The organism is Prevotella sp. HUN102 (assembly GCF_000688375.1).
Taxonomy (GTDB): Bacteria; Bacteroidota; Bacteroidia; order Bacteroidales; family Bacteroidaceae; genus Prevotella.
Map to the genome: position 1 here is coordinate 318,764 of NZ_JIAF01000001.1, position 14,042 is coordinate 332,805.

At 41.6% G+C, this 14,042-nt stretch carries 12 protein-coding genes and 1 pseudogene; 8 read left to right on the plus strand and 5 right to left on the minus strand.

Annotation, left to right across the window (positions count from 1 at the left end):
• Window positions 1–389: 389 nt before the first annotated feature.
• The gene (locus P150_RS0101480) at window positions 390–1,505 is read right to left on the minus strand and encodes a cation diffusion facilitator family transporter (RefSeq protein WP_051617484.1); all 1,116 of its coding nucleotides are present in this window, start codon (window positions 1,503–1,505) and stop codon (window positions 390–392) included.
• Between the two features lie 179 nt (window positions 1,506–1,684).
• On the opposite strand from P150_RS0101480, the gene P150_RS0101485 reads away from it, so the two are divergent.
• Genes P150_RS0101485 through P150_RS0101505 form a run of 5 tightly spaced genes read left to right on the plus strand, consistent with a single transcriptional unit; the run spans window position 1,685 to window position 4,865 of the window.
• The gene (locus P150_RS0101485) at window positions 1,685–2,548 is read left to right on the plus strand and encodes an RNA polymerase sigma factor RpoD/SigA (RefSeq protein ID WP_028896177.1); all 864 of its coding nucleotides are present in this window, start codon (window positions 1,685–1,687) and stop codon (window positions 2,546–2,548) included.
• A gap of 16 nt (window positions 2,549–2,564) precedes the next feature.
• Window positions 2,565–3,038, plus strand: coding sequence for a hypothetical protein (locus P150_RS0101490; RefSeq protein ID WP_028896178.1), 474 nt, complete (start codon window positions 2,565–2,567; stop codon window positions 3,036–3,038).
• A gap of 16 nt (window positions 3,039–3,054) precedes the next feature.
• On the plus strand, window positions 3,055–3,942 hold the full coding sequence (locus P150_RS17765) for a hypothetical protein (protein WP_028896179.1): 888 nt from the start codon (window positions 3,055–3,057) through the stop codon (window positions 3,940–3,942).
• Between the two features lie 7 nt (window positions 3,943–3,949).
• Window positions 3,950–4,432: a S24/S26 family peptidase gene (locus P150_RS0101500; RefSeq protein ID WP_028896180.1), complete on the plus strand. Its 483-nt coding sequence runs from the start codon at window positions 3,950–3,952 to the stop codon at window positions 4,430–4,432.
• 19 nt (window positions 4,433–4,451) lie between these two features.
• Window positions 4,452–4,865 (plus strand): PqqD family protein, encoded by a 414-nt coding sequence (locus P150_RS0101505; RefSeq protein WP_028896181.1) that lies wholly within the window; start codon window positions 4,452–4,454, stop codon window positions 4,863–4,865.
• A gap of 46 nt (window positions 4,866–4,911) precedes the next feature.
• Here P150_RS0101505 and P150_RS0101510 read toward each other — a convergent pair whose 3' ends face one another.
• Complete coding sequence (locus P150_RS0101510; RefSeq protein WP_028896182.1) at window positions 4,912–5,781, minus strand: IS982 family transposase; 870 nt, start codon at window positions 5,779–5,781, stop codon at window positions 4,912–4,914.
• A gap of 218 nt (window positions 5,782–5,999) precedes the next feature.
• Window positions 6,000–7,134 (minus strand): annotated as a pseudogene (locus P150_RS15635) (YhcG family protein).
• Window positions 7,135–7,299: 165 nt separating this feature from the next.
• Here P150_RS15635 and P150_RS0101520 point away from each other — a divergent pair.
• Genes P150_RS0101520 through P150_RS0101530 form a run of 3 tightly spaced genes read left to right on the plus strand, consistent with a single transcriptional unit; the run spans window position 7,300 to window position 11,322 of the window.
• A complete protein-coding gene (locus P150_RS0101520; protein ID WP_036931976.1) occupies window positions 7,300–8,379 on the plus strand; it encodes a DNA cytosine methyltransferase in 1,080 nt (359 codons plus the stop codon).
• Window positions 8,379–9,419 carry a restriction endonuclease PLD domain-containing protein gene (locus P150_RS0101525; protein WP_028896184.1) on the plus strand — a complete coding sequence of 347 codons (1,041 nt, stop codon included), beginning with the start codon at window positions 8,379–8,381 and terminating at the stop codon, window positions 9,417–9,419. Before P150_RS0101520 ends, P150_RS0101525 begins: the two co-directional genes overlap by 1 nt.
• 1 nt (window position 9,420) lies before the next feature.
• Window positions 9,421–11,322 carry a Z1 domain-containing protein gene (locus P150_RS0101530; RefSeq protein WP_028896185.1) on the plus strand — a complete coding sequence of 634 codons (1,902 nt, stop codon included), beginning with the start codon at window positions 9,421–9,423 and terminating at the stop codon, window positions 11,320–11,322.
• Between the two features lie 39 nt (window positions 11,323–11,361).
• Here the strand turns inward: P150_RS0101530 and P150_RS0101535 are convergent, their stop codons facing one another.
• Together P150_RS0101535 and P150_RS0101540 are read right to left on the minus strand one after the other, a co-directional pair.
• A complete protein-coding gene (locus P150_RS0101535) occupies window positions 11,362–12,765 on the minus strand; it encodes a hypothetical protein (protein WP_028896186.1) in 1,404 nt (467 codons plus the stop codon).
• 147 nt (window positions 12,766–12,912) lie between these two features.
• Window positions 12,913–13,878, minus strand: coding sequence for a toprim domain-containing protein (locus P150_RS0101540; RefSeq protein WP_028896187.1), 966 nt, complete (start codon window positions 13,876–13,878; stop codon window positions 12,913–12,915).
• Window positions 13,879–14,042: the final 164 nt, after the last annotated feature.

Genomic DNA, 14,042 nt, shown 5'->3' on the forward strand with positions numbered 1-14,042 from the left:
AAATCCTGTTTTGGCAAGTTTGAATTTCAAACTTCCGACAAGTATAATGCGTTCTTGCGAAGAACGGGCGGCAGTCTTCGCAAGAATGGACGATGAAATAGCAGAGAATGGAGCCTAAAATAAGGCGGTTAATTCCCTTTTATTGTTCTATTTGCGAATTACAGAGCGATAATTATTTGCACAAACAAATGCAAGAAAGCAACAATCAATTAACAATTAAAGACTTATAATTGCACACTCATAATTCGCGTATTTGAAAAATAAAAACTCTTTGCCGAAAATAAACGAATTATGGAGCGTGTTTTGTAAAGATTCTATCAGAAATTTGGAGTGAAAACAGCACGCTTGTTTATTCCTTCACTCGCTGCCTTGTCCCCTACTCTATTAATTCAGTCCACTATCGGACACTCTGTATAATTCCGGTCGATGTTCACGTGGAACGTATATTGTGGGAATTTATTGAACAGGTTGGCTTCAAACCTCTCTGCAAGATGGTCGTCGTTGCGATACTCCAAATTGGGAATGATGTCGAGCGTAATGCTGTTGTCGTCCTTGAAATAATAGAATCCGTGCGTAGAATAAACCTCCGGCGTGCTCAATAAATAATTCGTAACCTCCTTCTGCACCACCGACATCTCACCGGTAGTGTTGATGGCGTAGATTCCAACCGTTGCAAGGATGCCGTATTCGGTGGAAAGGCGTTCCACGATATGGCTTGTCAGCACGTGAATCTCGGTTGCTGTGGCTGTGTCGGGAACGCTGATATGGAACGAGCCCACTATGGTTTCAGGTCCGTAATAGTTCATCATTATGTCGTGAACACCCCGAACGCCGGAAAATTTCATTACTTCCGTCCTGATTGTCTCCACCAGTTCTTTCGAAGCACCACGCCCGAGAAGCTGACTGCTCGGTGCTGCAATCATAGAAATGCCTGCCTTGATGATGGCCAATGCGATGAGTCCGCCCAGAATGCCGTCGAGATTGATGTTCAGGAGCAGCATAAACCCTGCGGAAATGAGTGTGCCGATTGTGATTATCACGTCGAACATCGCATCGGTACCGGTGGCTATGAGCGAATCGCTCTGCAATTCTATTCCTTTCCGCTTGATATAGCGCGCCATAAATATCTTCACGACGATGGCAGCGACGATTACGATGAGCGTTTCTTTCGTGTAAACAGGAATCGTGGGATGAATAATCTTCTTTACCGACTCGAACAGAGACATTATTCCCGCCATCAGCACGAGCACGGCAATGATGATGGCAGCGAAATACTCAATGCGTCCGTGGCCGAAAGGATGCTTCCTGTCGGCAGGCCGTTCCGATAATTTTGTTCCGATGATGGTTACCACACTTGAAAGCACGTCGCTCAAGTTGTTCACCGAGTCCATTACGATGGCGATTGATCCCGAAATAAACCCAACTATGGCTTTGAACAATGCCAGCATAACGTTTGCAAACACGCCCATTATGCTGGTACGGATGATTTGTTTATTTCTTGTCACGTCATCAATGTTTTTGAACTGCAAAGTTACGAAAACAGATTTGAATAACAAATGATTGTGGGCAAGAGAATGTATATTTGCGAAATAATTGACTGCATAGAGAGTATATTGTGGCGTTTTCTTTGCTCAACTCGGCAAATTTATGTATATTTGCGCATCTTAATAAACAATCCACGCCAATGAGACAGCTGAAAATCACAAAGTCGATTACTAATCGGGAGAGCGTATCTCTTGAAAAGTATCTGCTCGAAATAGGACACGAGGAACTCCTGACAGCAGATGAAGAAATAGATTTGGCTCAAAGGATAAAAAATGGAGACGAAAAAGCCTTGGAAAAACTGACGAAGGCGAATCTGCGCTTTGTGGTTTCCGTGGCGAAACAGTACCAGAACAAAGGTTTGTCTCTGCCCGATTTGATAAATGAAGGCAATTTGGGATTGATAAAGGCTGCGAGGAAATTCGACGAAACGCGTGGTTTCAAGTTTATCTCCTATGCGGTGTGGTGGATCAGACAGAGCATTTTGCAGGCAATAGCCGAACAGAGCAGAATGGTAAGGCTGCCGCTGAATCAGGTTGGCTCGGTGAATAAAATCAGAAAGGCACTGAGCAAGTTTGAGCAGGAACACGAACGGCAGCCGAGCATCAGGGAAATAGCTGAAGACGTGGACCTTCCGGAAGAGAAGGTGGCCGAAACGCTTTATGCGTCTTCCACTCACGTTTCAATGGATGCACCTTTCTCGGGAAACGAGGAGAACAATCTTCTGGATGTAATTCCGAATCTTGACTCTCAGTCTGCCGACAAGCATCTAGTGGACGAGAGCCTTTACAAAGAAATAGAAAGTGCCGTGAAGGTGCTGAGTCCGCGAGAAAAGGAAATCATCTTTGCATTTTTCGGAATCAACCAGCCGGAAATGTCGCTCGAGGAGATTGGAGAAATGACCGGACTGACAAGAGAGAGGGTTCGGCAGATTAAGGAAAAGGCTATAAAGCATCTTCGCCATCACAGCAAGAGCAAGATGCTCAGAACATATTTGGGACAATAATATTTTAAGAAAGATAATGAAATTTATAAGATTCGCACTCTTGCTTGTCTGCCTCTTAGGCATTTCAAGCATTGCTTCGGCAAAAGGATATAAGCAGACAAAGGTATATATGTTCGGCTTTGCTGCTTCTTTCAACGACTCAACCGTTTACTTCACGGATATTCAGCAGGTAAACGCCTATTTGGAAGACAACCGGTCGCACTTTCTTGTAAACCGCGATGATTATGCTTATCAGTTGCGCAACTATCTCACTGGCAGCACTTCAAGCTCTCATCCCACCTGTGTGGTGGTTTATGCAGAGACGGAAAAGGAAGCAATGAAGAAGTATGTGAAGTTGCAGGAAAAGTACACGACGAAGGCGAAAAGGCAGTATCTCGTGAACAGTATCACAGCCGGTCAGTTCAGATTTGAAACCGTTGGCCCTGATGATATGATTGTCGAGGAACAGCCGGTGGACAAGGCTGCGCGCAAAAGTGATGAGGATAAATAATTTGACTGGTAGGTAAATGCAGACATACAACTTTAGGATTGCCGAATTTAACATACGAATAAACTTTGCCGACTCAGAAGCTAATGGAATGCACCTTTTGCGTTCCTTCGAACCGTTTATGGTTGAGGAACTTGAAGGCGAACTGTTTTTCCAATTAACCGTAGACGATACTTTCAAACCTGTGCCCAAGGAGCGCAGGGAAAGAATCAGAAATTTTGATACAGGCAACGGCGATACGATTGTAGACCGTATAGACGACGGTGGATATCAGTATATCATCAAGGATATTGGGGGTGCAGATTGCTCATTGCTGATAACCAATAGGGATTTTTCTGATTGCAGGTGTGCCCTGAACGGCAATTTCAATATGCGGACGTTCGGCCTTAACAATGCGCTGATGCTGATTTTTGCATTTGCTGGCGCACGTAAGCAGACGCTTCTCGTACACGCTTCGCTTGTCCGCAACAATGGATACGGCTATGCTTTCATTGCCAAGAGTGGAACGGGTAAGTCTACGCAAGTGAGTATGTGGCTCCGCTATATTCCCGGCAGCGACTTGATGAACGACGACAATCCTATTATCCGCTTCATTGATGGCGAATTCTGGATTTTTGGTGGCCCTTGGAGTGGCAAGACTCCTTGCTATCGGAATGTGAAAGCGCGTCTCGGAGCCATCACACGCATTGACCGTGCAACGGAAAACTCCGTTGAGAAGCTCTCTCCTATCGAGGCTTTCGCGTCTTTCCTACCCTCCTGTTCGAGTATGAAGTGGGATTCGGAGATTTATAACGCCATCTGCGACACGATAACAAAGGTGGTGGAAACCACCGGAATCTATACCTTGCATTGTCTGCCCAATGAAGAGGCGGCGCAGGTTTGCCATAATGCCATTGCGGTAAAATAAATACAATATGCCGGGAAAACTTGCAGTAACGGAAATTCAATTTGCAAATGCACAGCTTCTGCCCGAGATTGTGAAGATGCTGAACGAGGGACGCACAGTTACGTTGCGTCTGAAAGGTTTTTCTATGCGCCCTTTTCTGGAAGACAACCGCGATAAGGCATTGCTCATTAAGCCCAGTAATGTAAAGATTGGCGATCCCGTTCTTGCGGAAATAGAACCGAAACATTTTGTGCTCCACCGTATCATCAGGATTGAAGGAGAGAATGTTACGCTCTTAGGCGACGGTAATCTGGGCGTGGAGCATTGCAAGTTGGAAAATATTGTCGGGGCAGTTGTTGGATTCTATCGCAAAGGCAGGTCGGAAATGGACAGAACCGATGCTTGGAAATGGAAGACTTACAGCAGAATATGGATGACTTTACGACCTGCAAGAAGGTATCTTTTAGGCATTTATCGCAGATTGTGGATACCTGTTTTTGGTACGATTTAAAAATAAAAACTATAATATAATGAAAGCAAAGAATGGATTTAACCTCCGTCAGGTTTGCGGAGAGAATATAATTGTTGCAGAAGGTAAAGAGAATATCGACTTCAGCAATATCATATCTATGAACGAAAGCTCGGCTTTTCTGTGGAAAGAAGTTCAGAATCTGCCGTCGTTCACGGTAGATGATATGGTTAGGATTCTTACTGATGCCTATGATGTGGATGAGGATACGGCTCGAAAGGATGCAGCTACGTTGGCTTCGCAATGGGGAACAACCGGAATCATAGAGGGAGATGATATTCCTGTAATTGAAGAAAGCGCAACTTTATCAGAAAACAACTCTCCAGTTTTCGAAGAAACTCCAAAGGAAGAAAAGAAGGAAGTCCTAAAGAAGCCATCAGGTGTTATAGAAAAGGAGAATAAAGTATCTCAATAAATAAGCCCAAGCTACCAAGTATATAATTAACGTGAGTTCGACGAATTCAGAACAAAGCAAGCTGTGTGTCCAATGTCCTTTGTACATTGATGCACGGCTTCTTTGGAAACAGGCAATAGGCCGCAATGCCCCCCAATAAATTGACGATGAAATTGTCAAAGGACCGATGCCTGGAGTGCTCCACCTGTGCAATGTTCTTGAGTTCATCGTTCACCGTTTCTATGATAGCCCTCTTTCTGAGCAGCAGTTTGTCCGAGACGCTCATCAATGCTCCTTTCATGTTGCTTTTCAACTTGGTAATAAGTTGTATGCCATCAACGAAAAGTCTTTGGAAGAGCCCCTTGCTGATATATCCCTTGTCACCGACCAACTTGCCATGTATAAACTCTACAAAGGCTTTGTATTCCAAAGGCTTACGGTCATCAAGACCACCTGGGGTAATCATGAAGTTGAGAAGTTCTCCTCTCTCGTTGCAGATTAAATGCAACTTGAATCCGAAGAACCACCCCATGGAGCATTTCCCTCTTTGGGCAATGCCCCTGAAAACCTTATGAATGTGTATTCTCTGGTTTCGGCAGACGCGAAGAGGTGTACTGTCAACAAAACTGATGTCTGTGCATTTGCCCAGCAGGACCTTTTTGATAAACAAAGCCAAGGGGATGGCGACTTCCCTTTCCAATTCTACGAAACGGTTGTACGAGACTACCTCGGGAAACAGATGACGTAAATGCTTGCACACCTTCTCAAGATAGAAATGCTTCAGGCAACGATAGCCTGAATCGTGAAAGAGTATCATAATCAGCATGATTTCAGCCTTGGACATCGTGGAATCACGGTGATACTTCCTCTTGTCAGACGGTTTTAGCGTATATTTTGCCATCAGTGCGTCAAAAAACTTGCAGAAGTCATCTGCCATACAAAATATTTCTGTAACTTTTGCAAGAAAAGATAACTCGCTTAGAATAAATCGGTTATTCGGATTGCTTGAAAATTGGGTAACGAGATAGCAACCGTTCGTATTTCTGAGTTCTTCATCGTTATGCTACAATGTGATAACTCTTGATGCTACAAAGGTACAAAAAGAAATGCAGACGAAAGAGGATGATGATAATTTTCTTTTCGTCTGCATTTCAATTATAGCAATTTTTTCAGTTCTTCAATATCGGGCAATGCTTGTTTCAATTTCTCAGGCATTTCGTCCGAAGTTTTGTATGTTGCAACACCTAATGGCTTGTCATAGTCTTGGATTACATACTCAACATACTTTTTATCGGCACTCTTGCATAGAACTATACCGATTGACGGATTTTCGTGTGGCTTACGCATTTGGTCGTCCACTAAACGAAGATAGGTGCATAATTGCCCTAAATAAGAAGATTTGAACGCACCTTTCTTTAATTCAATCACCACGAGTGCGTTCAGTTCTCGGTTAAAGAAAATCAAAACAGGGAAATGTTCTACTCCGTACACCTCCAATTTGTACTGATTGCCGACAAAAGCAAAGTCTCGACCAAAAGTGAGAATAAACTTCTTGATATTGTGTATGATTTCCTGCTCTATGACTCGTTCGTCAATATCTTCTTTGTCTCGCTCACCAAGTTCCTCTACATTGATAAAATCCAAAAGATATTCATCTTTGAACATTCCAATGGCTTTCAATGACTGTCGGGCATCAGGTATCTTCTGTATAAAGTTATTTGCAATCTCCCCTTGATGATTAAACAAGTCATCTTCGATTCTTGCTGACAATACCTCTTTACTCCATTTATTCGCAAGAGCTTGACGAATGTAGAACAGACGCTCTGCAAATGTTTTGGTCTTGCGGACAATAATCATATGATGTGTGAATCCCAATCCCAAGAATGAAGCAACATCAAAATTCTCTTTTTGAGGGCTCTCGCAAGGAATCAATAACTGCGTATCTATTTCGCTAACCGCAGTTAGCAATTTATCATCCCCCTAATCCGCTAATCGTAGTTAGCGATTTCAAGTCCTCGCACCAAGTCTCATAGAATTGACGCATAAATTTGATATTCGCAACAGAGAATCCACGAAGTCCCAGTAATTCTTTCTGTAATCGTTCGCTAATGGTTTCTATTGCACCTTTGCCCCAAAAACCATTACGGGAGTTTTCTGATACATATTTGCCAATGCCATAATATAGCGATAATTGTTCTTTGTTAGCAATGGAAACTGCACGATATTGGCTTTGCAATATCGCCTCTTTGATAACCCTTACAGCTTCGGTGTAAACCTGTATCTCACTCATATCTCCTTAAATTTTCTGCAAAGGTAAGGAAATAATGCCAATCAAACGCAAATATCATTGATTCAATTACCCCTTTTAAGCAAATTATTTGTACTTTTGCAAATTAATTCGTATATGGCAAGTTTTACGATGTAATATAAGTTGTACATAAAACTCTAAAAAGGAATGGCAAACATAATATCTCTATTCTCTGGCTGTGGTGGTCTGGATTTAGGATTTGAACAGGTCGGAGATTATACTACAGTATGGGCAAATGATTTCAAACACGAGGCATGTGTTACATTTAGAAATCATTTCGGAGATATTATCGTGGAAGGAGATATTGAAAGAATAGACCCTTACAACAATCCTGATATACCAGATTGTGATTTGATATTGGGCGGTTTCCCGTGCCAAGATTTTAGCATTATTTGGAAACAACCAGGACTGAATGGAGAACGAGGAAATTTATACAAGAGTTTCTTACGCTTTGTTGATGCAAAGAAGCCTAAAGCTTTTGTTGCAGAGAATGTTAAAGGAATTTTAACTGCAAACAAGAAAAGGGCTATTGAGCAAATAATTCAAGATTTTCAAGACATAGCACCAGGCTATATCGTAAAACCTCGTCTTTATAATTTCGCAGAATATGGCGTACCCGAACATAGGGAGCGAGTTCTAATTGTAGGTATTAGAGTTGACACAGGCTTCAACTTTGAGCATCCAAAGCCAACGCATGGTGTGGGTGATGGACTTCAACCATTAGTAACCGTAGGAGAAGCATTTAAGGATGTAGAAAAAGTTAAAGCAAACAATGAACTTATACGCTGTACTGAAAGGACTAAGAAGATAATTAGTTTAATTTCGGAAGGTGGTAATTTTACGGATATTCCACAAGATAGCCCATATTATGTAAAAGGTATGATTAGCCACGTATATAGACGCGTACATTTGAATGAACCATCAAAAACTATTATTGCAGCGGGTGGTGGCGGAACTTGGGGATATCATTATCCTGAAAACAGACCTTTAACGAATAGGGAGCGAGCAAGAATTCAATCTTTCCCTGATGACTTTATCTTCTATGGAAATACTACAGAAGTCCGCAGACAAATTGGAAATGCAGTGCCTCCTGTTGGTGTACACGCAGTTGCAAAGGCCCTAAAACCACTTTTCTTAAATGATTATGAAAGGATTGATTTAGTAGCAGAGTTAGAAGCTTTAAGAAATATGCCATTTAGTGAAAGATATAAACTTATACTTAAATAATGATGGACTTACTGCTAACCAAGAATCCTATCATTAATTCACTTCGTGCAAAGAGTATTAATGATTATACCTCAAAATATTTTGAGACGGCGACTCAATTAAATATTGCTACGGGATTCATTTCTAATGAGTCTATTGCAGAATTAAAGCGACTGGTTGAATATCGAGAACGTTCGTTGAATCTTTCGCTTTTTATCGGTATGAATTATATTGATGGATTTACGAAACTACAATATGATGCAGTAAAAGAACTTGGGGCAAATTTATTGGCAAATGGAATAGGCAATGTATATGTTTCACCCAAAGCTTTATTCCATGGAAAGATGTATTCCTTTTTGAAAGGAGACCAATGTTTAGGAGCATTTGTAGGCTCTTCAAATTTAGGAAGTTTTATTGGGACTTCTCAAAATCTAATAGAATCCGATATTTTCTTTGAGGCAGATTGTGGAATGCAAGTCCACAATAGAATTGTTGAAATTACAAATATTTTAGGAGAGCCTATATCGCAGGCAAAACCAATAGAAAATTTCAAGGAACCTACAACTGCTCTTTTAGATGGTTTTGAGTATGTAAAGAAGTTAAGTAATGATGATAAGGCAAAATGTCTTTTGAAAGCTTCACAGAATGTTGTTAGAATACCTTTGAAAACAGAGGAAAAATCTAATCTTAATGCTTACTTCGGGGCTGGAAAAGTAAAGGGCCGATTCAGTAGAAGAGATTACTATGAAGTAGAAATCATAATCAGTACAAAACTTCCAAACCGTTCCATATTCCCCGTATCAGATGATGGCAACTTTACTGTTATTACAGGAGATGGCTATATGTTTGAATGTGCTTGTCAAGGTACAAATAGTAAAAATTTCCGTTCTGCCCACGATTTGAAAATTTTAGGTCGTTGGATAAAAGGTCAAATGGAAAATTCGGGTGCTCTCAAATTGGGCGAAAAAGTTACCGAGGAGACATTAAGACGATTTGGGAAAAGCACTTTGGTGCTAACTCAGTCAATAGATAAAGATTTTTGGATTTTAACTCTTGAATAGTATGGGTTATCTTGAAACATACACTAATTCGTTAAATAATCCGTCTCTTGCTGCTTCTATAAAAAAGACAGCAAAGGAAGTTGCCGACAATGTAGAAAGCCAATTTGATTTCTCTGGTCAATTAACAGGATTACTATTAGGTAATGTCCAAAGTGGTAAAACAGGGCAAATGTTAGGAGTTATCTCTGATTTAGCAGATAAGGGTTTTCGTGTGTTCATACTATTAACAACTGACAATGTCGACCTACAAAGACAGACATACAATAGAGTTAAAGATGCATTGACAACATTTACCGTTTTATCGGAGAGCGATGTAGTTTCTTTTAACCCTCAAAATCTATTAAAACCCATAGTCATTGTGTTAAAGAAAAACACAAGTGTATTGAGAAAATGGGGTAATTTATTAGCCTCTTCACAACTGAACACAGGCTTATGCTTGTGTATTTTTGATGACGAGGCTGATGCTGCAAGTCTTAACACTTTAGTAAATAAGAATAGAACAAGTACAATAAATAAGCATCTTCAAAAGATAAAAGAAACCGCATCTTCATCACTTTATTTCGAAGTTACTGCAACTCCACAATCAATTATATTGCAATCAATAGTATCAGGTTGGAAGCCTGCATTTATAAACTATTTCAAGCCAGGTGAAGCATATTGGGGAGGTAATTTCTTTTATTCCAATCCGACTTCATATTGTATCAGATTTACATCTGAAAATGAATTAGAAGAAATTAGCGAAGAAGGGGATATATTATGCCCAGAAGGTTTAAGAAAAAGCATAATGTCCTTTTTGGTCGTATGTGCATACAAAAGAATCAAAGGTGAGACAAACTGCAACTTTATGATTCATCCAAGCATACGAATTGCCATACACAATAAATTTACTGAGTGTGTTCAGGAATACTTGAATCTACTACAACAATCAACTTCTGATGCAGGATTTATTGAACAATTAAAAGAGGCTTGGTCTGATTTGCAACAAACGAAACCAGACTTAACTCATTATGATGATATATATGAGCAAGTTATCGATATTTTAGATAACACTTTAATTTGTGTTATACCACTTAACTCAAAAAGTTTTATTTGTCGAGACTCCAACAATCCAGATGCTTTAGATTTATCAAAAGGCTTTAATATTGTAGTAGGAGGTAATACGCTGGGACGAGGTATTACATTCCCTCATTTGCAAACTGTATATTACTGCCGTTCATCCAAAACTCCTCAGGCTGATACATTTTGGCAACATTCACGAATTTTTGGATATGATAGAGAGAAGGAACTGGTGAGAATATATATACCTCATACATTACATTCTTTGTTTGTTTCGTTAAATGAAGCTAATGAGATTTTAATCAAACAGATAGAAAATGGTATAGATAATGTGCAAATAATCTATCCAGAGGGAATCAAACCCACAAGAAAGAATGTTCTTGATAACAAGTACCTAAATATGATAGTAGGTGGAGTAAATATGTTTGCCTCGAATCCTATCTCAAGGTACACACAAGATATTGATGATATTGTGGACGCATATACTAACTCTGAATATGTAGATGTGCCAGCGGAACTATTAATAAATATCTTAGGAAAAACAGGTAGCGATATTCAATCTGACTTTGATAGCAAGAAATATATTGCATGCATAAAAGCCCTTCAAGAAAAACGACCAACTATTAAGTGTCGTTTAATTGTTAGAGTTAATCGTGATATCAGTAAAGGTACGGGAACACTGCTCTCTCCAACGGATAGAAAGTTGGGTGATAAGTTTAATGATGATATAACTTTAACAATCTATCGAGTTAATGGCTCGGTAAACAAAGGTTGGGAAGGTATTCCTATTTGGATTCCCAATATCAAGTTCCCTGACGGAATATGTTTTTATGATATTACAGAATAACAGTAATGGCGACCACTTACAGATTGGTCGCCATTATTGTTAGAGTTTCATGCCACTACTTCTTCTCGGCTGTATAGGCTGACGGAATGACTGTCGGAGTTTGTCATATTGCTCGTTGAACCATTGGCTGAGAGGTATTCGATTTGCGGTTAAGGTCAGACGCTTATCGTTATCTCGTAGAATCTGTAACGGGGTGTTTTCAGTAGCAAACCATCGGTTATGCTCTGAGGAGAATAGTCGTCCCGTAAAGTTCAGCACTTTGCCTTTAATCAGTTCAGCAAACTCCATAGCCGAGAGCCCGATTTGCTTGGCGAGGCGTTCCAATCGCAGGAGGTGGGCAAAATTTGGATACCAACGATGAGCAGTGTTGATTATCGAATTGAGGATGTTGGTCTCTTCCTTATGCTCAGCCTCCTTTGCTTCGAGAGCCTTGCGATGCTCGTTATCCTTGTTCATCATAGTTCTGCTATGCTCCACCTGCATTTGCTTGATGTTGGTTTGCAGTTGCTCAATGGTCTCATCTCGGATTGCGATTTCATCTCTCAAATCCTCGTTCTTGCGTTCCAATGATTTCATCTTACCACTACCGAAAAGAGAACTCACACCGCTTGCAAGGGCTGTGGCTGCATCGGTGGCTACGCTTTTGAGTTTGTCGGTGCGTATCTCCGATTTCACCTGTTTGAGTTCTTGCTCGGCAAGATCTATCTGGTGTTCCTTATGCTGCCTCTCAGCCTCGATGCGTTCAAGCTCGGCACGCTGCTTCTCGATGATGAAGTCGTTACGCTCCAAATGCTCCTTGCCCGTCTCGGCTTTGGATTGCCCTCGCTCCATTGATAGAATTTCAGATAGCAATGTCTGCATCTGTGTCATATCATCATCGTTGAGTTTGTAACTTTTGCCCGTTTCGTGATTCATCCAATCGAATACGATATGGGCGTGGTAGTTCGGCTTAAACCATCTGCCACCGATTTGAAAACTCTCCTTATCGTCTGTATCGGGCTTGCCACTCAGCCAATGCCCCTCGTCTTTGTGTAGGAATATCTGAAGCGGTGTGATGCCCCAACGCTCCCGGCACTCCTCGCCAAACCTGAGAACATCTTCCAATGTGGTGTCGGACTTGATGAGTAACACGCCCTCACGAATGGGCGAGCATCCCGACACCTTGATAATCTTGCCACTCTTGGTTTTGCGTTCTCGCTCTTTCTCCTGCATCGCTCGCCCCGTCTTTGCCTTAACCATCTGCTTGATGTTGTCGTAATGCGTCTGTAAATCGTAGTCACCCAAGCGAGGGTTTATCCAATGCTCGTTGTCGGCAACGAGTTCGGGAATGAGGTAGATTTTCGACTCCCCGATGTTACGGATATATTCGGGAGTTCTGAGGTTGTGAGCCTCGCTTGATGATATGTTGCAAGGCTTGATATGTATGCTGCTTTTTATTGCCATAGTTCTTTGATTTTATTGGTTACAATTAGACCGTTTGTTTGCTTGCTTCCGCTTACGGGGTTCTTAGGGGCAACGCCCATAAGCGGAGTGCAGAGAGGTCACTCTGCCCCACAACTACACATCGGCGAAGCGTGTAGTTATAGTGGGCTATAACCTGAAGCCTCGTTTCTTCTTCGGCTGCGGTTGTAGTATCCGTTTTACGGATTGAACTTGCGATTTCTTTACTGCTTGTTTCGCTTGTATTCTGTGGCGTAAGTAGTCGTTCAAATCCTTATGCTCGGCATAGTGTTTCGACATATCCCGAAGCCTGTCTCCGAACATCTTTTTCAGACTCTCCACTGCTGTTTGTCCTGCCTGGTCGTTGTCGAGGAAACAGCCGATTCTGCTGTATGGTCTTAGCAGTCGTTCCGCTTTTGAGAGGTTGGTGACGGAGTTGAGTACCATATAATCCTGTGCCTCGATGCGAGGCTCTTCGGGGTGGTCGTTTGCCCGAATGGTGAGATACGAGAGGTAATCCATAAACCCCTCGAAGAGATAACACGCTGCTCGTGGCTCGCCCTGCTGTCGAATATGGGTAATATCCTTTGGAGCGACGCACCCCTTGAAGTAGCGGTTGCGGAGCTCATAGCCTCCTGCCATATTCGGAAAGCCGATGGCGAAGTATGGTTTGCTGTTATACTCAAATCGTAACTCCTTACACTCTCTTTTGGCGAGTTCGATGTTTATGCCTCGCTCCTGAAAGTAGGCGGTTAGTGCAGGCGAGGATAACTCGCCAACCTTTATGTCCTCAAAACTATGATTAGAGGTTTGTTGCTCGCCAAAAGAAAAGGTGGCAGGGCGTATGTATGGTGTCCGCTCCGCTATGCGTGCCAACAGATAGGCAACATTGTCGCTATGGTACAACTCGGCTGCCAATGCGATGATATTGCCACCCTTGCCGATACCAAAGTCATACCATTGGTTAAGTTCGGTGTTTACCTTAAACGAAGCATCGGTTTCGTTTCTCAGTGGTGATTTATACCATAGGCTTTTGCCCTGTTGCTTTACAGGCGTATAGCCCAAACTTTGCAGATAGTCTGCTAACTTGATTTGCTTTGCATCGTTGATTGTCATATTACTACGATTTTAAGGTTAATGAAATTTTGTTGATTTGTTGAATCGTTGATGTAATATGCTTATATTCAGTTTTGTAACCTCTCAACATCTTCTCAACAAACCGCTCACCAAAAGAGAAATCCACAAACGGGCGTTGTCGCTCTCTCAACTTCTCTTTTGGC

Coding starts and splice junctions, on each gene's coding strand:
- P150_RS0101485 (WP_028896177.1), top strand. CDS start 1,685: ATGAGACAGCTGAAAATCACAAAGTCGATTACTAATCGGGAGAGCGTA.
- P150_RS0101490 (WP_028896178.1), top strand. CDS start 2,565: ATGAAATTTATAAGATTCGCACTCTTGCTTGTCTGCCTCTTAGGCATT.
- P150_RS17765 (WP_028896179.1), top strand. CDS start 3,055: ATGCAGACATACAACTTTAGGATTGCCGAATTTAACATACGAATAAAC.
- P150_RS0101500 (WP_028896180.1), top strand. CDS start 3,950: ATGCCGGGAAAACTTGCAGTAACGGAAATTCAATTTGCAAATGCACAG.
- P150_RS0101505 (WP_028896181.1), top strand. CDS start 4,452: ATGAAAGCAAAGAATGGATTTAACCTCCGTCAGGTTTGCGGAGAGAAT.
- P150_RS0101510 (WP_028896182.1), bottom strand. CDS start 5,781: ATGGCAGATGACTTCTGCAAGTTTTTTGACGCACTGATGGCAAAATAT.
- P150_RS0101520 (WP_036931976.1), top strand. CDS start 7,300: ATGGCAAACATAATATCTCTATTCTCTGGCTGTGGTGGTCTGGATTTA.
- P150_RS0101525 (WP_028896184.1), top strand. CDS start 8,379: ATGATGGACTTACTGCTAACCAAGAATCCTATCATTAATTCACTTCGT.
- P150_RS0101530 (WP_028896185.1), top strand. CDS start 9,421: ATGGGTTATCTTGAAACATACACTAATTCGTTAAATAATCCGTCTCTT.
- P150_RS0101535 (WP_028896186.1), bottom strand. CDS start 12,765: ATGGCAATAAAAAGCAGCATACATATCAAGCCTTGCAACATATCATCA.
- P150_RS0101540 (WP_028896187.1), bottom strand. CDS start 13,878: ATGACAATCAACGATGCAAAGCAAATCAAGTTAGCAGACTATCTGCAA.